Source organism: Streptomyces sp. NPDC048291, from assembly GCF_043201715.1.
Classification (GTDB): domain Bacteria; phylum Actinomycetota; class Actinomycetes; order Streptomycetales; family Streptomycetaceae; genus Streptomyces.
Genome location: NZ_JBICZC010000012.1, coordinates 128,472 through 151,893 on the forward strand (window position 1 = coordinate 128,472; position 23,422 = coordinate 151,893).

Annotated in this window: 22 protein-coding genes; 9 read left to right on the forward strand and 13 right to left on the reverse strand. The window is 71.5% G+C overall.

Going from position 1 to position 23,422, the window contains the following annotated elements; all coding sequences use genetic code 11:
- The first annotated feature begins 52 nt into the window (after positions 1 to 52).
- The gene (locus tag ACGF5O_RS31255; protein ID WP_393813230.1) at positions 53 to 1,909 is read left to right on the forward strand and encodes a cellulase family glycosylhydrolase; all 1,857 of its coding nucleotides are present in this window, start codon (positions 53 to 55) and stop codon (positions 1,907 to 1,909) included.
- A 59-nt stretch (positions 1,910 to 1,968) separates the two neighbouring features.
- On the opposite strand, the gene ACGF5O_RS31260 is transcribed toward ACGF5O_RS31255, so the two are convergent.
- Complete coding sequence (locus ACGF5O_RS31260) at positions 1,969 to 3,216, reverse strand: YncE family protein (RefSeq protein ID WP_393813231.1); 1,248 nt, start codon at positions 3,214 to 3,216, stop codon at positions 1,969 to 1,971.
- Positions 3,217 to 3,391: 175 nt separating this feature from the next.
- Between ACGF5O_RS31260 and ACGF5O_RS31265 the strand changes: the two genes are divergently transcribed.
- A complete protein-coding gene (locus tag ACGF5O_RS31265) occupies positions 3,392 to 4,057 on the forward strand; it encodes a TetR/AcrR family transcriptional regulator (protein WP_393813232.1) in 666 nt (221 codons plus the stop codon).
- Between the two features lie 30 nt (positions 4,058 to 4,087).
- On the opposite strand, the gene ACGF5O_RS31270 is transcribed toward ACGF5O_RS31265, so the two are convergent.
- The 4 genes from ACGF5O_RS31270 to ACGF5O_RS31285 all read right to left on the reverse strand — a co-directional run bounded on the left by ACGF5O_RS31270 (position 4,088) and on the right by ACGF5O_RS31285 (position 8,980).
- Positions 4,088 to 4,924 carry a sugar phosphate isomerase/epimerase family protein gene (locus tag ACGF5O_RS31270; RefSeq protein ID WP_393813233.1) on the reverse strand — a complete coding sequence of 279 codons (837 nt, stop codon included), beginning with the start codon at positions 4,922 to 4,924 and terminating at the stop codon, positions 4,088 to 4,090.
- Positions 4,925 to 5,004: 80 nt separating this feature from the next.
- Positions 5,005 to 5,799 (reverse strand): SDR family NAD(P)-dependent oxidoreductase, encoded by a 795-nt coding sequence (locus ACGF5O_RS31275; protein ID WP_393813234.1) that lies wholly within the window; start codon positions 5,797 to 5,799, stop codon positions 5,005 to 5,007.
- 246 nt (positions 5,800 to 6,045) lie between these two features.
- Entirely contained in the window at positions 6,046 to 7,371 is a 1,326-nt protein-coding gene (locus tag ACGF5O_RS31280; RefSeq protein WP_393813235.1) for an alpha/beta fold hydrolase, read from the reverse strand.
- Positions 7,372 to 7,756: 385 nt separating this feature from the next.
- Complete coding sequence (locus ACGF5O_RS31285) at positions 7,757 to 8,980, reverse strand: FAD-dependent oxidoreductase (protein ID WP_393813236.1); 1,224 nt, start codon at positions 8,978 to 8,980, stop codon at positions 7,757 to 7,759.
- A gap of 345 nt (positions 8,981 to 9,325) precedes the next feature.
- Here ACGF5O_RS31285 and ACGF5O_RS31290 point away from each other — a divergent pair, with 345 nt between their 5' ends.
- Positions 9,326 to 11,305, forward strand: coding sequence for a ricin-type beta-trefoil lectin domain protein (locus ACGF5O_RS31290; RefSeq protein WP_393813237.1), 1,980 nt, complete (start codon positions 9,326 to 9,328; stop codon positions 11,303 to 11,305).
- A 93-nt stretch (positions 11,306 to 11,398) separates the two neighbouring features.
- On the opposite strand, the gene ACGF5O_RS31295 is transcribed toward ACGF5O_RS31290, so the two are convergent.
- Both ACGF5O_RS31295 and ctaD read right to left on the reverse strand, forming a co-directional pair.
- Positions 11,399 to 11,734 carry a hypothetical protein gene (locus tag ACGF5O_RS31295; protein ID WP_393813238.1) on the reverse strand — a complete coding sequence of 112 codons (336 nt, stop codon included), beginning with the start codon at positions 11,732 to 11,734 and terminating at the stop codon, positions 11,399 to 11,401.
- On the reverse strand, positions 11,731 to 13,329 hold the full coding sequence (gene ctaD, locus ACGF5O_RS31300; protein ID WP_393813239.1) for a cytochrome c oxidase subunit I: 1,599 nt from the start codon (positions 13,327 to 13,329) through the stop codon (positions 11,731 to 11,733). The genes ACGF5O_RS31295 and ctaD overlap by 4 nt, the downstream gene beginning before the upstream one ends.
- 105 nt (positions 13,330 to 13,434) lie before the next feature.
- Here ctaD and ACGF5O_RS31305 point away from each other — a divergent pair, with 105 nt between their 5' ends.
- Positions 13,435 to 13,977, forward strand: a complete 543-nt coding sequence (locus tag ACGF5O_RS31305) for an RNA polymerase sigma factor (RefSeq protein ID WP_393813240.1) — start codon at positions 13,435 to 13,437, stop codon at positions 13,975 to 13,977.
- Positions 13,970 to 14,935 carry a CU044_5270 family protein gene (locus ACGF5O_RS31310; RefSeq protein WP_393813241.1) on the forward strand — a complete coding sequence of 322 codons (966 nt, stop codon included), beginning with the start codon at positions 13,970 to 13,972 and terminating at the stop codon, positions 14,933 to 14,935. Before ACGF5O_RS31305 ends, ACGF5O_RS31310 begins: the two co-directional genes overlap by 8 nt.
- A 10-nt stretch (positions 14,936 to 14,945) precedes the next feature.
- Here the strand turns inward: ACGF5O_RS31310 and ACGF5O_RS31315 are convergent, their stop codons facing one another.
- Positions 14,946 to 15,143 (reverse strand): hypothetical protein, encoded by a 198-nt coding sequence (locus ACGF5O_RS31315; protein ID WP_393813242.1) that lies wholly within the window; start codon positions 15,141 to 15,143, stop codon positions 14,946 to 14,948.
- Positions 15,131 to 15,496, reverse strand: coding sequence for a nuclear transport factor 2 family protein (locus ACGF5O_RS31320; protein WP_393813243.1), 366 nt, complete (start codon positions 15,494 to 15,496; stop codon positions 15,131 to 15,133). The genes ACGF5O_RS31315 and ACGF5O_RS31320 overlap by 13 nt, the downstream gene beginning before the upstream one ends.
- A gap of 173 nt (positions 15,497 to 15,669) precedes the next feature.
- Between ACGF5O_RS31320 and ACGF5O_RS31325 the strand changes: the two genes are divergently transcribed.
- Complete coding sequence (locus ACGF5O_RS31325) at positions 15,670 to 15,966, forward strand: hypothetical protein (protein ID WP_393813244.1); 297 nt, start codon at positions 15,670 to 15,672, stop codon at positions 15,964 to 15,966.
- A gap of 92 nt (positions 15,967 to 16,058) precedes the next feature.
- Here ACGF5O_RS31325 and ACGF5O_RS31330 read toward each other — a convergent pair whose 3' ends face one another.
- The gene (locus tag ACGF5O_RS31330) at positions 16,059 to 17,825 is read right to left on the reverse strand and encodes an ABC transporter ATP-binding protein (protein ID WP_393813245.1); all 1,767 of its coding nucleotides are present in this window, start codon (positions 17,823 to 17,825) and stop codon (positions 16,059 to 16,061) included.
- Between the two features lie 80 nt (positions 17,826 to 17,905).
- The gene (locus tag ACGF5O_RS31335; RefSeq protein ID WP_393813246.1) at positions 17,906 to 18,487 is read right to left on the reverse strand and encodes a rhodanese-like domain-containing protein; all 582 of its coding nucleotides are present in this window, start codon (positions 18,485 to 18,487) and stop codon (positions 17,906 to 17,908) included.
- A 91-nt stretch (positions 18,488 to 18,578) separates the two neighbouring features.
- On the opposite strand from ACGF5O_RS31335, the gene ACGF5O_RS31340 reads away from it, so the two are divergent.
- Complete coding sequence (locus ACGF5O_RS31340) at positions 18,579 to 18,866, forward strand: metal-sensitive transcriptional regulator (RefSeq protein WP_393813247.1); 288 nt, start codon at positions 18,579 to 18,581, stop codon at positions 18,864 to 18,866.
- Positions 18,867 to 19,104: 238 nt separating this feature from the next.
- On the opposite strand, the gene ACGF5O_RS31345 is transcribed toward ACGF5O_RS31340, so the two are convergent.
- A complete protein-coding gene (locus ACGF5O_RS31345; RefSeq protein WP_393813248.1) occupies positions 19,105 to 19,854 on the reverse strand; it encodes a sulfite exporter TauE/SafE family protein in 750 nt (249 codons plus the stop codon).
- Entirely contained in the window at positions 19,851 to 21,518 is a 1,668-nt protein-coding gene (locus ACGF5O_RS31350) for a rhodanese-like domain-containing protein (protein ID WP_393813249.1), read from the reverse strand. The genes ACGF5O_RS31345 and ACGF5O_RS31350 overlap by 4 nt, the downstream gene beginning before the upstream one ends.
- A gap of 185 nt (positions 21,519 to 21,703) precedes the next feature.
- Between ACGF5O_RS31350 and ACGF5O_RS31355 the strand changes: the two genes are divergently transcribed.
- Together ACGF5O_RS31355 and ACGF5O_RS31360 are read left to right on the forward strand one after the other, a co-directional pair.
- On the forward strand, positions 21,704 to 22,792 hold the full coding sequence (locus tag ACGF5O_RS31355) for an S-(hydroxymethyl)mycothiol dehydrogenase (protein WP_393813250.1): 1,089 nt from the start codon (positions 21,704 to 21,706) through the stop codon (positions 22,790 to 22,792).
- Positions 22,792 to 23,421 (forward strand): MBL fold metallo-hydrolase, encoded by a 630-nt coding sequence (locus ACGF5O_RS31360; protein ID WP_393813251.1) that lies wholly within the window; start codon positions 22,792 to 22,794, stop codon positions 23,419 to 23,421. Before ACGF5O_RS31355 ends, ACGF5O_RS31360 begins: the two co-directional genes overlap by 1 nt.
- The last annotated feature ends 1 nt before the right edge of the window (position 23,422 follow it).

The window sequence follows — 23,422 nt, forward strand, 5'->3', positions numbered from 1 at the left end:
ACTTACTCGTGAGTCAGAAGTATTGACTGTGTCCGGAAATCACCGGACTGTAATGGACATGACGAATATCCGGGCACGGCTGATCGTTGTCCTGGTTGTCCTCTGCGGATTCCTCGCGGTGGCGGGCGCCCCGTCCGCCACCGCAGCCACCCCGTCCGACTCCCTCTGGTTCGACGGCACCGCCCTCACCGTGCAGAACGGCCGCTTCACCGACGGCCAGGGCCGTGAGGTCGTGCTGCGCGGCTACAACGTCTCCGGCGAAACCAAGCTGGAGGAGAACAGCGGCCTGCCCTTCGCCTCGGTCGCCGACGCGAAGAAGTCCGCCACCGCGCTCCGCGCCCTCGGCGGCGGCAACGCCGTGCGCTTCCTGCTCTCCTGGGCGCACGCCGAACCCGTCCAGGGCCAGGTCGACACCACCTACCTGGCCGCCGCCACCGCGCAGATGCAGGCGTTCCTCGACGCCGGCATCCGCGTCTTCCCCGACTTCCACCAGGACCTGTACTCCCGCTACCTGTTCAACTCGGGCAGCTGGTACACGGGCGACGGCGCCCCCGAGTGGGCGGTCGCGCTGGGCGGCTACCCGGCCGAGTCCTGCGGCATCTGCCTCTTCTGGGGCCAGAACATCACCCAGAACGCGGCCGTCCAGAAGGCCCAGTACGACTTCTGGCACAACAACTACGGCCTCCAGGACGCCTTCCTGGCAACGGCCCAGACCACCATGACCTACCTGGCCGGGCACCTGACGTCCGACGAGTTCGCCGGCGTCGTCGGCTTCGACCCGTACAACGAGCCGTACGCCGGCAGCTACGACTCCGGCGAGACCTCCCGCACCTGGGAGCAGAACCGGCTGTGGCCCTTCTACCAGAAGTTCCGGGCCCGGATGGACGCGGCCGGCTGGACCGCCAAGCCCGCCCTCGTCGAGCCCAACCTCTACTGGAACGGCAACGTCACCAACCAGGAGGGCGGACTGCTCGACGCGGGCACGCTCGGCTCGCGGTACGTCTTCAACACCCACTTCTACGACCAGAAGGCGATCTCCGGCATCCTGATGTGGGGCAACGCCTCCGACGGCCAGTACTCGACCGACTTCGGCACCATCCGCGACCGCGCCTCGGCCGCGGGGACGACGGCGATCGTCAGCGAGTTCGGGCATCCGCTCTCCGGCACCACCTCCGGCAAGGCGCCCACCGTCGACAAGGCGATGTACCAGGCCCTCGACTCCCGCCTCTCCGGGGCCAACTGGTGGTCCACCCCGGCCTCCTCCGGACCGGTCCTCTCCGGCACCCAGTGGCAGTGGGACATCTACAACGGCCGCCACCACGAGCTGATGAACGACAACCCGGACAAGGTCCTCACCTCCGGCGACGCCTGGAACGACGAGGACCTCTCGGCCGTGAACATGACCGACTCGGGCACCGTGACGCTCCGTCAGGACGCCCGGCTGCTCGACCGGATCTACCCGTCCGCCACCTCGGGCACCACCCTCGCCTTCACCTACGAGGACCGCTCCCGGGACGGCTCCACGACCCTGACCTGGAACCCGGTGCCCAGCTCGCTGCCGAACGTGGCCGCGCTGGTCGGCTCCAGCCAGTACGCCCTCCAGGTCTGGCGCTCCGGCAGCGCCACCGCACCTACCGAACTCCACCTGCCGGCCTCCTTCGCGACCGCGTCCACCACCGTCGTCTCCGACCTGGGCACGTCCTACGCGCCCCCGGCGTACACGTCCTCGACCCCGGTCGGCGTGGCGGCGGAACCGGGAGGGACGGGCAGCCGCCGACTGCTGCTCACCGACTCGGACTCCGGCGTGCTGCACTTCGCGCTGGTGACCAACGGGGCGACCTCGCCCGGCTCCACCGTGCTCAACGCGGCCAAGGCGGAGCTGGCCGCCTGGGTGGCGGCGAAGTTCTGACCCGTGCTTCGGCCTCCGGGGTGCCGCGCACCCCGGAGGCCGAAGCGTTTGAGACTCCGTCAACTACCGCTGGCACCGGTCCAGTCGGCCTGTACATGGCCGAGCCGGACGCGCTGCGGGTGGTCGCCGACGGGCACCGACGTCACCTTCTGGCCGGTGCCGAAGTCGATCGCGGTCACCTGGTCGGCGCCGCTCTCCGAGATGACGCAGTCCTTGCCGTCACCGCTGACCGTGGCCCAGTACGGGGTGGACGCCGTGATGAGCGGACCTTCCTGCAGAGTCGCGCGGTCGACGATCGTGGCGTAGTTGTCCATCGTCCCGGCGACGCACAGCTTGGTGCCGTCCGGCTTCATCGAGATGCCGTGGTGGCGGGAGTCCAGCAGCCAGGTGGTGCGGTCGGTGCTGGTCGCCGGGTTCGCCGGCAGGGTCTTCACCCGGGTGATCCTGTCGGTGGCGATGTCGTACTCCAGGAAGCCGTTGAAGAAGGACACCTGGAAGTACATCTTCGACCAGTCGGGGGTGAACGCCGCGGGCCGGACCGCGTCCGAGAAGTCCGTCAGCCCGATCGCGTCCAGCCGGGCGCGCATGTCGATCGTCTTGACCTGCTTGTAGGTCGTGGCGTCCGCGACGGTGATGTGCCGGTCGCCCTTGGTCCAGTCCCAGATCGGGTCGTCGAGCGAGGTGGTGACCTCGCCGATCGACATGTTCCAGATGTACTTTCCGTCGGGGCTGAAGACGTTCTCGTGCGGCTTGTCTCCGGTGGCGAACTCGCCGAGTTCCTTACCGGTGTTGATGTCCAGCACCTGGACCTTGTTCGCGGTGGACGCCGACACCGCGACCTTCGTGCCGTCGGGCGAGACGGCCATGTGGTCGGCTCGGTAACCGGCCACCGGGAAGCGCCAGTTGATCGTGTCGGTGGCGAGGTCGATGGAGACGACGTCGGCGAAGCTCGGGCGGGAGACGACCACGGACTTCCCGTCCGGCGTGGAGTACATGTCGTCCACGTACTGGTCGTGGCCCTGGCCGACCTCGTTGCGGATCGACGTGTAGTAGATCCACTTGATCGGGTCGGCGTTGATCTCGGCGATCCGCGCGTCCTTGTCGGGGACGACGTTGATCTGGCCGACCTTGGCGAAGTCGCCGGACGAGTTCAGGACGGTCGCGGTGCCGTCCCAGTTGTTGCCGACGAACAGCACCTCGCGCAGCGAGGCGTCGGCCGCGGCGGTGGCGGCCGTCGCGGGCGCGGCGACGGTCAGGACGAGGGCGGCGGCCACGGAGCAAAGGTGCCTGGGTCTGAAAGCAGGCATGACTGCTCTCTCCTCTGAGGGGGGTGGGGACACACCCGTGCGGTCACAGGGGCACGGAATCTGAACACGGGCGCGTTCAAAACGAACTTACTGAAAAGTAAGGAGGGGGTGGATGACTCCACAAGAGGCGTACGCGAGAAAATTGGCCATCGGGCGGTCGACGGAGGGGGCAGTCTTGACGGGCAGACTCAAGGCACCGACGGGTCGCTACGGCGGCCGGTCCGCCGAGGAGCGCAAGGCCGACCGGCGTCGGCGCTTCCTGGACGCGGCGCTCCAACTCTTCGGCGAGGCACCGGGGTTCCGCGCCACGACGGTCGCCGCGCTGAGCCAGGCGGCCGGTCTGTCGACCCGTCAGTTCTACGAGGAGTTCCACACGCTGGAGGACGTGCTCGCCGCGCTGCACCTGGAGGTCAACGGGTGGGCGGAGGAGGCGGTGCGGGACGCCTTCGCGGAGGCGGAGCCCCTGCCGCTGGTCGAGCGGGTGACGGTGCTGTTCCGGGCCTACGCCCGTGACGTGACCTCCGACCCCCGCCGTATCCGTATCGCCTTCGTCGAGATCATCGGGGTCAGTGCCCGGCTGGAGGAGCAGCGGCTGGCGCGGCGGGCGCGGTGGGTGGAGCTGATATGCACCGAGGCAGACGCGGCCGTCGCGCGTGGCGACGCGGCCCCGCGGGACTACCGGCTGGCCGCCACGGCCTTCATCGGCAGTGTGAACGGGTTGCTGCACGACTGGAGCGCGGGCCGGGTGGAGGCGAGTCTGGACGAGGTCGTGGAGGAGCTGGTGCGGCTGCTGGTCGGGATCCTGCGGCCGGCAGGGTGGGCGCCCGGGGGGACGCGGTAGCCGGCCGGCCCGGCGTCGGCCGCCGGTGTGTCAGGTCCTGGCCCTCGCCACGAGTTTGCGGCTGCTCTCCAGGATCAGCCGGGCGCGTTCCTCGGGTGCGACGCCGGCCCGTTCCAGGCGGCGCGACGGGACCTCCGCGCTGACGGTCACCTCCTCGGGGACGAGCGAGAGGATCTCCGCCAGGGGAAACTCCCCCTCGCCGGGGACGGCACGGTCGTTGTTGGCCTCGTCCAGGTAGGCCGAAAGGCCCTCGGACGCCCGGAGTCCGTCGCTCAACTGGCAGTAGCCGATGAGGCGCCGGTCGATGCCGCGCAGGTCGGCCGGTCCCTCGCCGGCTCGCACCAGGTGGAGGGTGTCGACGAGGATCCTGAGGTTCGGCTGGTCGAGTTGCTCCAGGAGCGTGACCGCCGCCGCCAGCGACGGCACGTGCGAGAGCGGGGTGAATTCGAGCAGCACGTCGACCTGGGCGGTTCGCGCCATGCGGCAGAACTCTCCCAGCAGGTCGGTGATCGCGCCCGGATCGCGCGGGGCGTCCGTGTCGGGCTCGTAGGCGCAGGTGTTGGCCAGAGGGGCGCGCATGTCCGCGAGGATGTCGAGCTGCCGCCGGAGGTCTTCCGGTCCCGTCCCCGGGCCGAGGAGGAATCCGTCCCCCATGGCGACGGGGATGCCCAGTGCGTCGAGCCGTGCCATGGTCGCGCGCAGCACCTTCCGGTCCTGGGTGCCCGGGTGCCTGACGCTCAGGCAGACACTCGCGGCGTCGCCCGCGGCGGCGGCGGAGACGAACACGGACAGCGGTTCGTGACGAAGGGTCAGGTGCTCGAGCCCGACCTTCGGACGGCGCGGCTCGGGCCGGTCGACGTGGTTCACGCTCGCCTCCCATGGGCGTCGGCTGGTCACTGGATCACCGACCGGGTATCTCGAAGAGGACACTCATTTCCGCCGTCGCCTCAGGCGCCGAGCATCTGCAGGCCACCGTTCACCGCGATCAGCTGACCGGTCATGAACCGGGCCCCCGGACCGGCCAGGAACACCAGGACGGGGCCGAGATCGGCCTCCGGATCGCCCAGTTCGCCGCGCAGCGGCATGGCGGCGCGCAGGTTCTCCCTGAACGCGGCGGCGCGCTCCTCGCCCAGGTGTTCCCACAGCCGATCGGCACCGGTGGTCCGCACCGCCGGTGCCAGCGCGTTCACCGTGATCCCGTACCTGCCCCACGCCGAGGCCACGGAGCGGGTCCAGGCGTGCACGCCGGCCTTCGCCGCCGCGTAGTGCGGCGCGAGCGGGTTGCCGCGCACGCCCTCGCCCGAACCGAGGTTGACGATCTGCCCGCCGCCGTGCCGCATCAGCTCGAACGCGGCCTGGTTGGAGAGCACCGTGGTCCGCAGGTTGACGTCGAGGATCACGTCGAGCTCGTCGTCGGACAGGGTCTCCGGCGTACCTGGCCGCCACGTTCCCGCGGCGTTGAGCAGCACGTCGAGACCGCCCAGGACCGAGGCGGCCCGCTCGAACGCCGTGGCGACCGAGGCGCGGGAACGGGCGTCGCAGGCCAGCCAGTCGCACCGCGAGGCGAGTGCGGCCGGTGGCGGCGCCGAGTGGAACAGTCCGACGACGCGTGCCCCGGCCGTGAGGAACGCGGACACGGCCGCCGCCCCGATTCCGCCGGCCGCTCCAGTCACCAGCACGCGGCGTCCGGCGAGCGGCCGGTCCGGCGCTGCCTCGATCGCGGGTCCTGTCGCTGCGGTCACGCGCCCCCCTCTGTCGTGGCGTCCGCGGCGCGGGACCGATCCGGCGACGGGCCTGCGCGCCTTGGTGAACTCGACACACTGTAACCACGACAGAGGCGAATTGAGTATACTCAGTCTGCGATTGATCGGCGCATGACGAGTTTCGGGCGGCCGCCCCGGACGCCCCGTCGACCTCCGTGCGAGGCCGACGCACGCCTGACGGGGCTGCCGGCAGCCTGCGTCCGGCAGCCCCGTTCCGTGACTCGGTCAGGGCTGGACGGGCAGGCTCCAGCAGTTGGAGCCGGCCGCCTTGCCCGCGAGCCGGTCGGCGAGCCAGCCGATGGCGTCGCCCTGGTCGGTGAGGAGCGGGGCGAAGTGGTTCAGGAGCGCGCTGCCGACGTCGGGCAGGACGACGGGCTTGTACGTGACGTTCGCGCCCTTCGCGCACCAGTCGACGGCGAGTTGCCGGGCCTGGGCGTGGGGGACGAGGTTGTCGCTGACGCCGGTGGCCAGCCGGACGGGTCCGGACGGTTCCAGGGTGCCGATGCGCTGGCTGTCCAGGAACGACCGGAGCGCGGGCGTGTCGGCGATGATGTCGCTGATGGACCGGCCGTCAGTCGTCCACCGGGTGCTCTTCGTGTAGGCGTAGCCGAAGATCGCGTCTCCGACGCACATGGTCGACAGATCGGTGAGGGCGGCCTTGCCCGCGGCGTTGAGATGCGCCTCGGCGATCGGCTTCAGATCGGGGTCGGACTGGAGGAAGCCGTTGAGCGACCAGCCCAGGGCACCGGCCAGTTCGCTGCCGTCGATGGCCTTGGTGACCGAGGTCAGATCGGCGGGCGGCGCGCCCGCGTAGGTCCCGGACAGGGTGACGTCGGGCGCGTACGACGCCTGGAGTTCGGCTGCGGCGGCGGTCGCGCCGCCACCCTGGCTGTAGCCGAACAGGCCCACCCGGGACGCCTTGGTGACGGAGGCTCCGGCGACCTGGCGGGCGGCGCGGACGGCGTCCAGGACCGCGTGTCCCTCGTCGACGCGGTTGACGTAGGTGTGCAGCCGGTCGGTGGCGCCGAGGCCGGCGTAGTCGGTGACGACGACCGCGACACCCCTGGCGAGGAGGCGGTAGATCGCCAGGTCCTCGTAACCGACGGACACCGTCTGGCCGTTGACGGTCAGCGGGTGTTCGAGGCCGAGGGAGGCGGCGCACTGGTCGCCCTGCCCCATGGTGCCGGGTGCCACCGCGACCAGGGGGCGCGGTCCGGTGCCGGACCAGTCAGCGCTCGGTTCGATGTAGGCGCCGGTGACGGCGACGGGCTGCCCGTCGGAGTCGGTGGACTTGTACATCAGCCGGGTCGCGGTGCCGGGCAGGGTGCCGTCGAGGCCGGGCAGGCTGAGGGCGAGCGCTAGGGGCTCGCTGCGGATCAGGGTGCCGTCCGCCGTGGGCAGTTCGGCGGGCGGGTTGTAGAACGCGGGGATGGTGACGCCCCGGGAGACCACCTCGTCCGACGCCGTGGCGGCGGTGCTGGTGAGGGTCTGGGTACCGAGGCAGGCGGCAGCGGTGACCGCTGCCGCCAGAAGCACTCTGCGTGGGGGCATGGCGAACCTCCTGTGATGCGGCCGGCAGTGAGGTGCACAGGGGAAAGCGGCGGGAGAGCAGGCCGTCCCGGGCCGGCTCACACCGCGGTGAAGTGGTTCGCCAGGACATTACGCGCGAGTAAGTTACTCGTGGTAGCACCGCGTAGGTTACGGTTCGGTAATTTGACGGATTGTCTAACTGTGGTGACTGCGGCCGCCGCTTCGTTCGGGTATCGAATCGGATGTACCTTCTGTCGGCCAGCCTGGCGGAGGGCGTTTTCCTCGCCTCAGCCTCAGCCGCGGCCGGGGGCCTGACCGGGCCGGCGGAATCGACCGCCGGCCCCGACCTGTTACGGGACGGTCCCCACGGCCGGCCGTCGGCCGTTCCGCCAGGCTCCGGCGCCGGCTATTCGGGAAGGGGGTTCTGGCCCATGCGCCGGTGGCCGACCCGGGCCGCCGCGCGTACGACGGAGAAGCCGTAGGCGAGCATGTCGCGTTCGTAGGCGGCCAGGGCCTCGGGGAGGGCGAGTTGCCCGTCGGCGACCTTCCCGAGCGCGCGGCCGAGCAGGGCTCCGTCGCGCATCGCGACGTTGGCGCCACGGCCCAGGGTGGGTGTCATCGCGTGGACGGCGTCTCCGAGGAGGGTGACGTTGGTGGGTGCGTCGAGCGAGGTCGGCACACTGGTGTACATCCTGACCAGGAAGAAGGAGGCCGGATCCGCACCGCGGACGAGACCGGCGGCGCCGGTCGGCCAGTCGCGGAGGGCCTCGGCGGCGAGGTGGCGAAGCTCCTCACCCGAGCGGGCGCGCGGCGCGCCGTCCGTGTCCGGGAAGAACTCGTGGCGACCGCCCACGATGCACACGACGTAGTCGTCCTGGTCGCGCATCGGGACGCCGGGGGCGAGGCGTGCCGCAGCCTCGGCGGGGGAGGTCGGGAAGCGGACGCACCCCAGTCCGAGGAACACCTTCCGCTCGTCCGAGGCGATGGTGAAGATGTCCGTCATGGTCTCCGCGGGCACGACGGTCTCGGCCGTCGCCCTCGGCAGGCGGCCGTAGAACGCGGTGATCCCGGCGTCGACCGTCTCGCTGTGCGGGGCCCGCAGGCGGCGGACGGCCGAGCGGACGCCGTCGGCGCCGACGAGGACGTCGCCGTGTGCCCGGGAGCCGTCGGTGAAGTGCGCGGTCACCCCGTCGGAGTCGCTCTCGTAGTGGTCGAGGGTCTTTCCGAAACGCACGGTGTCCTCGAGGCCGGCGAACAGGATCTGACGCAGGGTCGCGCGGTCGACGTTGGCGTGGGATCCCGGACCGTCGTGGGCGGGCCAGACGGCTCCGCCGTGTTCGTCCTGCGCCGGCAGGCGCTTGACGACCGACAGGTCGGTCCCGAGGATCGTCGTGAACGGCTCGGTGTACTGCGCGGTCGCCTCGAACACCGCGTGGAGGTCGGCCGGGAGGACTTCGCGAGCGGCGCACAGCGCGTCGGTGTCCAGGTGGAGGCGGTAGCCCTGGGGCCGGTCCCACGGGCTTGCGTCGCGTTCGAAGACCGCGACGTCGACGTTGTGGTCGCGCAGCGACCGGGCGAGAGTGAGACCGCCGAGGCCGGCACCGGCGACGAGAACCTTCAGGTCAGACATGACCGTCCCTTGTTCGAGTTCGACAAAGGACGCACAGGTGACCTGACCAGGCCGTTGCACGAACGCTGAGACGTCACCCGGACTACCTACCGGGCAGTGGCTTTCGTACGTCGCCCGGACCGTAGCGCGCGCTCGCGGTGCTTTGCAAGCCGGTGCGGGAGCGCGGTCGAGCACGGGATGAACGACCCCGGGAACGCCGGGAGTTCACCCCTGTCGCAGCCGTTGACTTACCCCTCCGGCGGCTCTACGGTCGGCGCGCGACACGTTCGGAACACCGATCCACGTTCGGAATCTCGAACGAATGTGAGTCGTACCCCCCCTCGTGCACCCCCGTGGAGGAGCCGCATGTATCCCCCGCCCAGAACGACCGAAAGCGGTTTCGTACGGCACCTGTGGGCCGTCGCCGTCCGCGCCCTCGCCCTGATCCTGACGGCCGCCGCCGCGCTGCTCTTCGCCACGCCCGGACCGGCCCAGGCGGCTACGACCCGGCAGATCTCGGTGCCCACCGCCCCGATGGGCTGGGCCTCCTGGAACAGCTTCGCGGCGAAGATCGACTACGACGTCATCAAGGCGCAGGTCGACGCGTTCGTCGCGGCCGGGCTTCCGGACGCCGGCTACAAGTACATCAACATCGACGAGGGCTGGTGGCAGGGCACCCGCGACAGCTCCGGCAACATCACCGTCGACACCAGTGAGTGGCCCGGCGGCATGAGCGCCATCGCCGACTACATCCACAGCAAGGGCCTGAAGGCCGGCATCTACACCGACGCCGGCGCCAACGGCTGCGGCTACTACTACCCGACCGGCCGTCCCGCCGCCGCCAACACCGGCAGCGAGGGGCACTACGCCCAGGACATGCTCCAGTTCTCCCAGTGGGGCTTCGACTTCGTGAAGGTCGACTGGTGCGGCGGCGACGCCGAAGGCCTGGACGCGGCCACCACGTACAAGTCGATCAGCTCGGCCGTCGCCACGGCCGCGGCCACCACCGGCCGCCCGCTGACCCTGTCCATCTGCAACTGGGGCTACCAGAACACCTGGAACTGGGCGACGGGCCTCGCCCCCATGTGGCGGACCAGCACGGACATCTACTACTACGGCGGCACCGCGTCCCAGTCGGCGGTCCTGTCCAACTTCGACCAGACCCTGCACCCGGCCGCCCAGCACACCGGCTACTACAACGACCCCGACATGCTCACCGTCGGCATGTCCGGCCTCACGGCGGCCCAGAACCGCACCCACATGGCACTGTGGGCGATCTCCGGCGCCCCGCTGCTCGCCGGCAACGACCTCACCACGATGACCAGCGAGACCGCCGCCATCCTCAAGAACTCCGACGTCATCGGCGTCGACCAGGACGCGCGCGGGCTGCAGGGCGTCAAGGTCGGGGAGGACAGCACCGGTCTGCAGGTCTACAGCAAGGTCCTCGCCGGCACCGGCAACCGTGCGGTCGTCCTCCTCAACCGCACCTCCTCCGCCGCGAACATCACCGCCCGCTGGTCCGACCTCGGCCTGACCGGCGCCTCGGCGACCGTGCGGGACCTGTGGGCGCAGTCGAACCTCGGCTCGTACGCGACGAGTTACACCGCCAGCGTCCCGGCCGGCGGCTCGGTCATGCTCAAGGTGAGCGGCGGTACGGAGGCGGCCGGCACGAGTTACAGCGCCTCCTCCACCGGCAACTACACCGGCGTCAGCGCCGCGAGCACCGGCCTGGACGTCGTCGACGTCGCCTACACCAACGCCGGCTCCACCGCCGTCACCGGCACCCTCCAGGTCAACGGCCAGACCGCCACCACCGTCTCCTTCCCGCCGACCGGGTCCTCGCAGGGCACGGTCTCGGTGCAGGTCGACCTGAGCAAGGGGTCGGGCAACTCGCTCACCTTCACGGGAAGTTCGCTGCCGACGCTCGGCTCGGTCGCGGTCAGCCCGATCCCCGGCACCAACGGCACCCTCCTCGTGGGCGGACAGTCCAGCCGCTGCGCCGACATCTACAACAACACCATCACCAACGGCACCCAGGCCGAGATCTGGGACTGCAATGGCGGCCAGAACCAGGCCTGGACGTACACCTCGCGCAAGGAGTTCGTGGTGTACGGCAACAAGTGCCTGGACGCGTACAACCAGGGCACCACCAACGGCACCAAGGTCGTGATCTGGGACTGCAACGGGCAGAACAACCAGAAGTGGAACGCCAACTCGGACGGGACGATCACGAACGTCAACGCCGGACTGTGCCTGGACGTGTACGGAGCGGCCACCGCGAACGGGTCCTCGCTGGTGCTGTGGACCTGCAATGGCGGGACCAACCAGCAGTGGAGCCAGAGTTGAGCCGGTAGGCCGTCGGGCGCGGGTGGACTGTGGCTGGTCGCGCACACGCGGCGGCAGCCGCATATCAGTCACAGCCCCGCGCCCCTGGGGGGCTCATGCAGTCAGCGTCAGGAGAACCGTTGCTGCCAGCAGGGCGCAGGTCAGCAGGAAGCAGGCCAGCAGGCGTTGGCGTAGAGACCGGTATCTGGTCTCGTACTCACGCCTCAGTTGTTCACCGCGTTCCGAGGTGCGCCGCCAGGACGTTCTGGCCAGGCCCAGGTATTCGGCCTCGAAATAGCCTTCGAGATCTGCCCGTTGGGCGGCCGTGAGCCAGCCGACGCGGTTCGCCAACCGAGCCGCCGCTCGGCGCCCCTCCTCGCGCGTCGCCGCCAGCAGCAGATGCCCCTCGATCTGTGCGACCAGCGCCCTTTCCTCCTCCCCGGCCGTCATCGCGCGCTCAACTTCCGCTCCACAGCGGCATGGTGCAGGTCGAACGCCGGTGACTCGCTGCGGATCCGCGGCAGCGAGACGAAGTTGTGGCGCGGGGGCGGGCACGACGTCGCCCACTCCAGCGAACGGCCGTAACCCCAGGGGTCGTCCGACTCGACCTTCGTGCCGTACTTCGCCGTCTTCCAGACGTTGTAGAAGAACGGGAGCAGTGACGAGCCCAGCAGGAACGAGAAGATCGTCGAGACCGTGTTGAGGGTGGCGAACCCCTCCACCGCCAGGTAGTCGGGAATCCGGCGCTGCATGCCTTCGGCGCCCAGCCAGTGCTGGACGAGGAACGTGCCGTGGAAGCCGGTGAACAGCGTCCAGAAGGTGATCTTGCCGAGGCGTTCGTCGAGCATCTTGCCGGTGAACTTGGGCCACCAGAAGTGGAATCCGGCGAACATCGCGAAGACGACCGTACCGAAGACCACGTAGTGGAAGTGGGCGACGACGAAGTACGAGTCGGAGACGTGGAAGTCGATCGGCGGGGACGCGAGCATCACCCCCGTCAGGCCGCCGAAGACGAACGTCACCAGGAAGCCCATGGTCCAGAGCATGGGCGTCTCGAAGGACAGCGATCCCTGCCACATGGTGCCGATCCAGTTGAAGAACTTCACCCCGGTCGGTACCGCGATCAGGAAGGTCATGAAGGAGAAGAACGGCAGCAGCACACCGCCGGTGACGTACATGTGGTGCGCCCACACGGTCACGGACAGACCGGCGATCGAGATGGTCGCGGCCACCAGACCCATGTAGCCGAACATCGGCTTGCGGGAGAAGACCGGGATGACCTCGGAGATGATGCCGAAGAACGGCAGGGCGATGATGTACACCTCCGGGTGGCCGAAGAACCAGAAGAGGTGCTGCCAGAGCAGTGCTCCGCCGTTCGCCGCGTCGAAGACATGTGCCCCGAATTTCCGATCCGCCTCCAGCGCGAACAGCGCGGCGGCGAGGACGGGGAAGGCGAGCAGGACCAGCACCGCGGTCAGCAGCACGTTCCACACGAAGATCGGCATGCGGAACATCGTCATGCCCGGCGCACGCATGCAGATGATCGTGGTGATGAAGTTGACCGCGCCGAGGATGGTGCCGAAGCCGGAGAGCGCCAGGCCCATGATCCACATGTCGGCGCCGATGCCCGGCGAGCGGACCGCGTCGGAGAGCGGGGCGTAGGCGAACCAGCCGAAGTCGGCCGCACCCTGCGGAGTCAGGAAGCCGCCGACCGCGATCGTCGAGCCGAGCAGGTAGAGCCAGTAGGCCAGCATGTTCAGGCGCGGGAAGGCCACGTCCGGGGCGCCGATCTGGAGCGGCATGATCCAGTTCGCGAAGCCGGCGAACAGCGGCGTCGCGAACATCAGCAGCATGATCGTGCCGTGCATCGTGAACGCCTGGTTGAACTGCTCGTTCGACATGATCTGCAGACCGGGGCGGGCCAGTTCGGCACGCATCAGCAGGGCCATCACCCCGCCCACGCAGAAGAACGAGAACGCCGTGACCAGGTACAGCGTCCCGATCGTCTTGTGGTCGGTGGTCGTCAGCCACTTGAGGTTCCTCATGCCCCGCCTGTGTCCGGGCTGTCCGCACCGGTCACACTCGACGGATGCGACGAGCGTCACCGAGCCGGGTGTGACGATCGGGAAGGTGCAGGACACGAACGGGACATGAGCAACGACGAGATCTTCGCCGCTGCCTATCGCGAGCACTACTGGGCGGTCAGCCGCTATGTCGCGCGGCGACTGGACGGGCGGACCGGCGAGGTGGAGGAAGTGGTGGCGGAGGTGTTCACGGTGGCCTGGCGCCGCCGCACCGACCTGCCGGCGACCCCGCTGCCCTGGCTGTACGGCGTGGCACGCAACTGCCTCGCCAACGCGGTACGCGGACACGGGCGCCGGCGCCGGCTGCTGGACCGGCTGGGCAACGACCAGACCGCCCACGGACGGCACATCGTGGCCGCCCCGGACAGCGAGCGGCCGGGCGCCTGGGTGCACGACGCGCTGGCCCGGCTGTCCCCGGCCGACCGGGAGGTGCTGCGGCTGGCCGCGTGGGAGGAGCTCGGGGCCGACGAGATCGCGGTCGTCCTGGGCTGCGGCGGCCGGGCGGCGGCGATGCGGCTGCACCGCGCACGCCACCGGCTCAGAGCCGAGATCGACCGACTGCGCCCGCCTGCCGTCGAGGCCCTTTCCGAGGAACACCGCCATGGCTGACGAACTCGACCTGCTGCGCGCCGTCGACCCGGCGCCCGCCGACGGCCCCCACTTCGGCGACGGCCCTCTCGACCACGCCGCCGAACGCCACCTCGACCGGCTGCTGCACGGCCCCCGCCCCGGCCGCCGGACCCGGTCCCGGCCGCGGCTGCTGTGGGGGCTGACCGCCGCCGTCGTGACGGCCACCACGCTCGCCGTACTGCTCGGCGGCTCCTCGGGCGCCCCGGCCGTCGCCGCACCCCGGCCGCTGACCGTCCGCGACCACTCCACCGCCGTACCGCTCGCCCAGGTCGCGGAACTCGCCGCGGTGGCCGCCACGGACGGCTCCCCGGCGCTGCGCCGTGGCACCCATGTGCAGTCCTGGAGCCTGGCCATGAGCGACGACCGGCCGCCGGTCACCCTGCCCGAGGAGCGCGTGGTGCGCTGGCGGGCCGACGGCACGCACACCGAGGTGGTGGTGGCGACCGACCCGGACCACGCGGGCCGGCCCGTGCTGACCGACACCGGCCGGGTCGAGGACGGCCATGTGCTCAGCCGGCGGACGTTCCCGCCGATGTGGGGCGACGCCCCGCCCCTGTCGACGCCCCCGCACGACCCCGCGAAGCTGCGTGCCTACCTCACCGACCTGATCCACGGCGACATCCTCACCACGTCCGAACTCCTCGACGCCACCGCTGAGTTGCTGGACAACTGGACCCTTGGGGCACCCGAGTCGGCAGCCCTGGCCGACCTGCTCGCGGACGCGAAGGGGCTGCGGCCCGCCGGCCAGGTCACCGACCGGCTGGGCCGCACCGGCCAGGCGTACGTCCTCGACGTGGGCACCGGCGGACGGCGGATGCTGATCCTGGACCCGGCCACCGGCGCCGTACTCGGCCTGGAGACCACCTTCACCCGGGACGACCCCGCCTACGGGGTGCGGGCCGGGGACGTCATGGAGTACCGCGCGTGGATGCGCTGACCGGCGCCGGTCACGGCCCGCCCGCACGGTGACCGGGACGCCGGCGCCTGCGGTGACAGGCCGCGGCACGCAGCAGCGCCCGCAGCAGTGCGGTGCAGGCGTGGGGGCGTGGGCGGTGGGCGTGGCCCAGGGTCGCGCGTGCCGAGAAGGTCCAGGTCAACCGCGAGCTGACCTGGACCCGCCCGCTCCTTGCGACTACTCGTCCCATGCCTGGATCATGATCTGTTCGGCGATCTTGCCGTCGCGCAGCGTGATCATCGACTCGGCGAGCACCCGGACCCCGTCCCCGTACTCGCAGGACTCGGTGAAGGCGGCCCGGTCGCCCTGCACGATGCACTCGTCCAGGGTGTGCGTCATGTCGCGGCTGTAGACGTCGTCCAGCAGCGCGGCGATGTCCCGGCGGCCGTGCAGGACCTTGGGGTGGCTGGGCTGGGTGTTGCGGTCGATGATGCGGATCTCCGCGTCGTCCGCGTAGAGCGCCAGGAGGCTGTTCCCGGTGTTCCCCTCTATGGCCCGGCGCAGCGTGTCGGTGTCGAACGTGGAACCCGTCGCGGTGCCCATGGTGACCTCCTGCGGGAGCCCGCGACCCGATACGGAGCGGGCCGCGCGAGCCCCTCACAACGAGCGTCCCCCGCCCCGCCGGGCTCGGCAAGCGCAGGCCGTGCGCTCCTCCTGACGGGTGAGGGGGACCGGCTGCCCGTGTCCGCCCCGGCGCCGGGCCCGTTGCTGAGGACATGATCTCAACACGACGTATCGTCGCCGCCGTCGGCCTTGCCGTCGGGGTCACCGGCCTCGCCGCGCCGCTGGCGAACGCGGCCGACGCGGGCGCGCAGCACCCCGGGAAGCTCACCGCGCTCGGCGTGCTCGACTCGGTCGCCGGCAGTGACATCCCCGCGGAGTACCGGGACAGGATGCCGAAGGTCTCGGAGCAGGTGCAGGGGCTGAACGGACTCCACAAGCTGGGTGAGCTGCACCAGGTCACCGACCTGGCCGCGCCCGCCATGGGACTGCTGCCGGGCATCGAGGCCTGACCCCGCCGCACACCGAGGGCCGTCCCGCGCAGGGGCGGCCCTCTTCGTTCCCCGTTTCCCGTTGCCCCTTCCCGGTTCCCTGTTCCTCGTGCTCAGTGCTCCGAGGCCAGGAACTGCGTCGCCGCCAGCTCCGCGTACAGCGGGTCCGCGGCCACCAGCTCGCGGTGCGTGCCGACCGCGCGGACCCGGCCCGCGTCCATCACGACGATCCGGTCCGCCATGGTCACCGTCGACAGCCGGTGCGCGACCACCAGCACCGTGGTGGACCGCGCGACGTCGGCGACCGTGTCCCGGAGCGCCGCCTCGTTCACCGCGTCCAGCTGCGAGGTGGCCTCGTCCAGGAGCAGCAGCCGGGGCCTGCGCAGCAACGCCCGTGCGATCGCCACCCGTTGGCGCTCCCCGCCGGACAGCTTGGTGCCGCGATGGCCGACCAGCGTCTCCAGGCCCTGCGGCAGCCGGGCGACCAGACCGTCGAGCCGGGTCGTCTTCACCACCCGCGCGACCGCGTCCTCGTCCGCCGCCGGATTGCCGAGCAGCAGGTTGTCCCCGAGCGTGCCCGACAGCACCGGCGCGTCCTGCTCGACGTACCCGATGGCCGAACGCAGCAGCGGCAGTTCCCAGTCGGCGACCGGGCGGCCGTCCACGGCGACGGTGCCGGACTCGGGGTCGTAGAACCGCTCGATCAGCGAGAACACGGTGGTCTTGCCCGCACCGGACGGCCCGACGAAAGCGGTCATGCCCCGCGCGGGGACGTCGAAGCTGACACCGTGGTGGACGTACGGCAGGTCGTCGGCGTAGCGGAAGCGTACGTCGGTGAAGGCGACCGAGGCCGGTTCGGTGCCGGGGGACGGCAACTCGGCGGGCCGGGAGGCGGGTTCGGCGGGCAGCCGCAGCGCCTCCTGGATCCGGGCGAGCGCGCCGGCGCCGGTCTGGTACTGGGTGATCGCGCCGACGACCTGCTGGATCGGCTGCATCAGATAGAAGACGTAGAGCAGGAACGCCACCAGCGTGCCCACCCCGATCGCACCGGTCGCCACCCGCGCCCCGCCCACCGCGAGCACCGTGATGAACGCCAGCTGCATCGCCAGCCCCGCCGTGTTGCCCGCCGCGGCCGACCACTTGGCGGCCCGCACGCTCTGCCGCCAGGACTCCTCGGCGGCCTCGTGCAGGGCGAGTTCCTCCCGGTGCTCGGCGCCGGACGCCTTCACCGTGCGCAGCGCACCCAGCACCCGCTCCAGCGAGGCCCCCATCACCCCGACCGCGTCCTGCGCCCGACGGCTCGCCCGGTTGATGCGCGGCACGATCGTGCCGAGCACCGTGCCCGCCGCCGCGATCACCACGAGGGTGACGCCGAGGAGCACCGGATCGACCACCCCCATCATCACCACGGTGGCGACCAGGGTGAGCCCGCCGGTGCCGAGCGCGACCAGCGAGTCCGTGGTGACCTCGCGCAGCAGCGTGGTGTCCGAGGTGATCCGGGCCATCAGGTCACCGGGTTCGGTCCGGTCCACCGCGGTGATCCGCAGCCTGAGCAGGTACGACGACAGGGTGCGCCGTGCCCCGAGCACCACCGACTCGGCGGTGCGTCTGAGGACGTACGAACCCAGCGCGCCCACCCCGGCGTTGGCGACCACCAGACCCGCCATCGCGAGCAACTTGCCGGTGATGGAACGGTCGTGGGACAGATCGTCGATCAACCCCCGGGCGACCAGCGGCAGCAGCAGCCCGGTCGCGCCGGTCACCAGCGAGAGCAACGCGCCGGCCAGCAGGGCCCAGCGGTGCGGCCGTACGTAGGAGAGGAGCACCCGGAACACGGGCTCCTTCGGCTGGCTCGTCGGAAGTGCGTCTGCGGCGGTCACGGTGCTCCTCGTCCGGGCGGCGGGCTGCGCCCTCCGACGACCCCCAGGCTACGACGGCCGGTTCCGGCCCCGGTGCCCGGTCAGCCACGGGCGGAACCGAGCCTCGCCAGGGTCGCGTCGAGGTCGGCCGGACGCGGCCGGTTGTGCGGCAGCCTCGACAGGATCGCGGCCATTCCGCAGGTGTCGGTGAGCGCCGAGAACACCAGGCCGCCCGCGACCCCCGCCGACAGCAGCAGCCAGGCCGGGTGCAGCGGGCCGAGGCCCAGGCCCACGAGGACGGCGGCCCCGGCGGTGAACCGCACCTGGCGCTCCATGGCCCAGGTCGCACGGGACCCGCCCCGGGGTCGGTGCAGTTCGTGACCGTGTCCGGCCCAGCCGCTGGTGCCGCCGGTGAGGGTGGCCGCCGGGATGCCGTGCCCGGCGAGGACCGACCGGGCGCGCTCGGCCCGGGCGCCGGAGGCGCAGACCAGGAGGAGCCCGCCGTGCGCCGTGCGCAGCGCGGGCAGGGCCCGGTCCAGGCTGTCCAGGGGGATGTTGTGGGCGCCGGGCACATGGCCTGCGGCGTACTCGGCGGGCGTGCGGACGTCGACGACGGTCAGTTCCGGCAGGCGGGCGAGGGCCTGGTCGGGGGTGAGATCCGGGTTCGGGGGAGTGGTGGTCATGGCGGATGCGATCCTTCCTTGCAGTGATGAGCGGTGGGTTCGCCCGAGGGGCGGGTAAAATACCCCTACGGGTATGTAAGGAGTGGTGGTCGTGGAGCTTCAGTTCGAGGGCGACGAGCTCAAGTCGGTGCTGAACCGGCTGCGCCGGGCGCAGGGGCAGATCTCCGGCGTGATCAAGATGATCGAGGAGGGCCGCGACTGCGAGGACGTGGTCACCCAGCTCGCCGCGGCCTCGCGCGCCCTGGACCGGGCGGGCTTCGCGATCATCGCGACCGGGCTGCAGCAGTGCATCGTCGACCCCGCCCGGAGTGGGGTGGACGGTGAGACGAGCGAGCAGATGAAGGCACGACTGGAGAAGCTGTTCCTCTCGCTCGCGTGAGCGGCTTCGCCGCGAGCGCCGCGATCTGACATCTGCCGCGCCGTCGTGGCTGGTCGCGCAGTTCCCCGCGCCCCCTGCGGGGCGTTGCTGTTCGGTGTGTTGGCTTGCGCGGTTCGTCGGAAGTGGCGCGATGTGCCGTCTGTCGTCTGCGGCGTCGTTGTAGCTGGTCGCGCAGTTCCCCGCGCCCCTTGCGGGGCGCTGCCGATCGGTGCGACCCCAGCGACCCTTGCGGGGCGGGTCAGGTGAGTGCGTCGGTCAGCATGAAGGCGGCGACCGTGAGGAGTGCGTAGGCGAAGAGGCGCTGGAGGGTGGTTGCGGAGAGGCGGGAGGCGAGGTGTTTGCCGTCCCAGGCGCCGAGGATCGCGGCGCCGGCGAAGGGGCCGACGGCCGACCAGTCGATGTCGGCTGCCGCACCGGCGCGTGCTGCCAGCGCGGTGAGTGAGTTGATCGTGATGACCAGGAGGCTCGTGCCGATCGCGGCGCGCATCCGGAGCCCCACGACGTTCACCAGGGACGGCACGGCGAGGAAGCCGCCGCCCACCCCGAGCACCCCGGTCACCGCGCCGAGACCGGCGCCCGCCCCGGCCACCCGGGACGCCCGGGCCGGTACCGGCGCCGTGGACCGGACGGCCGCCGGACGCAGCATGCGCAGGGCCGCCACGGCGGCGAGCACCGCGAACGCGCCGGTCAGCAGCGCCGCCGGCAGCTGCCGGGAGACCGCTCCGCCGACCGCCGCCGGAACGACCCCGGCCGCCGCGAACACCGCACCGGCCCGCCAGCGCACCGCGCCCTCGCGGGCGTGCGCGACCAGCGCGGTGGCCGAGGTGACCGTGACGACGACCAGGCTCGCGGTGGTGGCCGCGGCCGGGCTGAAGCCGAGCAGATAGATCAGTGCCGGTACGGCGAGCACGCTGCCGCCGCCGCCCAGGGCCCCGAGCGCCAGCCCGGTGACGGCCCCGGAGCCGAGGGCGAGGAGAAGCGCGGTCATCCGGCGGTGCCCCCGGCGGTCACCGCGAGGCCTGCCGCGCGCCAGGCGGTCATCCCGCCCACGACGTCGACCGCGTCGAGCCCGCGGGCGGTCAGCAGTGCCGCCGCCTGCCGGGAGCGCCGGCCCGAGTGGCAGATCACGACGAGCGGGCGGTCCGTGGCGGCCGGCGGCAGCGGAGCACCGGCCGTCAGCCCGGAGAGTGGGGCGTGCATCGCCCCCGGCGCGTGTCCGGCCGCCCATTCGCCGGCCTCGCGGACGTCCAGCAGTACGGCGTCCGCGTCCGCGCGCTCCCGCGCCTCGGCCGGGGTGAGCCGGGCCATCGGCAGCCCGGCCGCGCGTGCCGCCGGGAACCCGTCGTCCACGGCCACCACATCGCGCCCGGCCGCGTCGAGCAGCGAGGCGGCGACGGCGGCCCGCATCCCGCCCGCGCAGTGCACCCACACCGTGCCGCCGGGTATCTCGCCGAGCCGCTCCCGCACCTGGTGCAGGGGTATGTGGAGCGAGCCCCGTAGATGGCCGCTGGCCCGCTCGGTGTCCCGGCGCACGTCCAGGACGACGACGTCCTGCGTGCCGCGCGCGGCCAGCTCCGCGAAGGTGGCCCGGGGGAAGGACCGGGGTCGCTCGCCCGCGCGCAGCCAGGCCTCGGGCGTGCCGGTGGCCGCCGCGGCCGGGCGGTCGATGCCGACGCGGGTCAGCTCCCGCTGGGCGGCGGCGAGCTGGGCGGCCGACTCGGCGAGCAGCGTGACCGGCCGGCCCCAGGGCAGCAGCCAGGCCAGATAGGTGGCGAGCTGCCCGTCGGCCTCGAAGTTCAGGGTGCCCGGGACATGCCCCGCGGCGAACGCCACCCGGGTGCGCAGGTCCACCACCCACTCCCCGGCGGCCAGCCGCGCCGCGAGCTCCGCCGCGTCCGCCCGGCCCGGCGGCGTGAGGTCGACGGGGGCCGGGCCGCCGGCGTTCAGCGGGCCCATGTGGGCGTAGTACGCCGGTACGTCGTCCAGGCCCGCCAGCAGCTCCGTGACGAACGTGTCGACGTCCTTGACCAGCGCGTCGTTCACCACGCGCTCCCTGCCGATGGTGGTGTCAGGCCCGGCGGCGTCCCCGGCCGAGCAGAAGCTGCCGAAGCCGTGCGTCGGCAGTACCGCCGTCCCGTCCGGCAGCTCGGCGGCCAGCCGGTGCGCCGAGGCGTGCTGCGCCCGTGCCAGCTCGCCGGTGAGCCGCGGCTCCACCAGGTCGGGCCTGCCCACCGTGCCGATCAGCAGCGAACCGCCGGTGAAGACGGCCACCGCACGGCCGGTCTCCTCCAGCACGTACGACGTGTGGTGCGGGGTGTGCCCGGGGGTGGCCAGCGCGCGCAGCGCGAGGCCCGCCTCGATCTCCAGCACGTCCCCGTCGGCCACCGGCACCCGCTCGTACGCCACCCGCGCCCCGGCCGGCACCACGTACGCGGCCCCGGTCAGCCGGGCCAGCTCCAGGCCGCCGGAGACGTAGTCGTTGTGCACGTGGGTCTCCACGACCTGCGTGAGCCGCGCCCCGCGCCGGGCGACGGCCGCCAGCACCCGGTCCACGTCCCGGGGCGGGTCGACCGCGACGGCGCCGTGCGCTCCGCCCGCAAGATAGCCGCGATTGCCCAGTCCGGGCACCTCGATGGTGTCGATGAAGGACACGGCAGCACACTCCTCTCCTCGATCCCCCTGGTGAATTACCCCCGGGGGTATGTGTGCCACCGTAGCAGAGGTACCCCCGGGGGTATATGGACGACGATCCGCGCCGGGCGATGCGTGCCGTCGCTGATCGTTCCCGCGTAGGGTCGGAAGGCAGTACGTCAGCAGAGCGAGGAAAGGGCAGGCCCATGGCGCAGGAAGTACGCGGGGTGATCGCACCGGGCAAGGACGAACCCGTGCGGGTCGAGACGATCGTGGTGCCCGACCCGGGGCCGGGCGAAGCCGTCGTACAGGTACAGGCCTGCGGGGTCTGTCACACCGACCTGCACTACAAGCAGGGCGGTATCAACGACGAGTTCCCCTTCCTGCTGGGGCACGAGGCCGCCGGTGTGGTGGAGTCGGTCGGCGAGGGTGTCACGGACGTGGCGCCCGGTGACTTCGTGATCCTCAACTGGCGTGCGGTGTGCGGTCAGTGCCGGGCGTGTCTGCGCGGGCGGCCCTGGTACTGCTTCAACACCCACAACGCCAAGCAGAGGATGACCCTGGCCTCGACCGGCCAGGAGCTCTCCCCGGCGCTCGGTATCGGTGCCTTCGCGGAGAAGACGCTGGTGGCGGCGGGGCAGTGCACCAAGGTCGACCCGGCCGTGTCCCCGGCGGTCGCCGGGCTGCTCGGCTGCGGTGTGATGGCGGGCATCGGCGCCGCGATCAACACCGGCAACGTCGGCCGCGGCGACTCGGTCGCCGTGATCGGCTGCGGCGGGGTCGGTGACGCGGCGATCGCGGGGTCCCGCCTGGCGGGCGCGGCGAAGATCATCGCCGTCGACATCGACGACCGGAAGCTGGAGAAGGCGCGCGCCCTGGGCGCCACCCACACGGTCAACTCCCGCGAGAACGACGCGGTCGAGGCGATCCGCGAGCTGACCGGCGGCTTCGGCGCCGACGTCGTCATCGAGGCGGTCGGCCGCCCCGAGACGTACCGGCAGGCCTTCTACGCCCGCGACCTCGCCGGCACCGTCGTCCTGGTCGGCGTACCCACCCCCGAGATGAAGCTGGAACTCCCGCTGCTCGACGTCTTCGGCCGCGGCGGCGCCCTCAAGTCCAGCTGGTACGGGGACTGCCTGCCCACCCGGGACTTCCCGATGCTCATCGACCTGCACCTCCAGGGGCGGCTGCCGCTGGACGCCTTCGTCACCGAGACCATCCAGCTCGACGAGGTGGAGAAGGCCTTCGAGCGGATGCACCACGGTGACGTGCTGCGCTCGGTGGTGGTGCTCTGATGACCACGCGCATCGAACGACTCGTCACCGCGGGGCAGTTCACCCTCGACGGCGGCACCTGGGACGTCGAGAACAACGTCTGGATCGTGGGCGACGAACGCGAAGTGATCGTCATCGACGCCGCGCACGACGCCCGGGCCATCGCCGAGGCGGTCGACGACCGCGTCCTGAAGGCGATCGTCTGCACCCACGCCCACAACGACCACATCGACGCGGCCCCCGCTCTCGCGGATCTCACCGGCGCCAAGATCTGGCTGCACCCCGACGACCTGCCGCTGTGGAAGCTCACCCACCCCGACCGCGACCCCGACAACCACCTGTCCGACGGACTGGTCATCGAGGCCGCCGGCGCCGACCTGACCGTGCTGCACACACCAGGACACGCCCCCGGCGCCGTCTGCCTCCACGACCCCGGCCTGGGGGTCGTCTTCACCGGCGACACCCTCTTCCAGGGCGGCCCCGGTGCGACCGGGCGGTCGTACTCGCACTTCCCGACGATCATCGACTCCATCCGGGACAAGCTGCTCACCCTCCCGCCGGAGACGAAGGTCCTGACCGGGCACGGCGACCCGACCACCATCGGCGCCGAGGCACCCCAGCTGGCGGAGTGGATCGCCCGAGGACACTGAC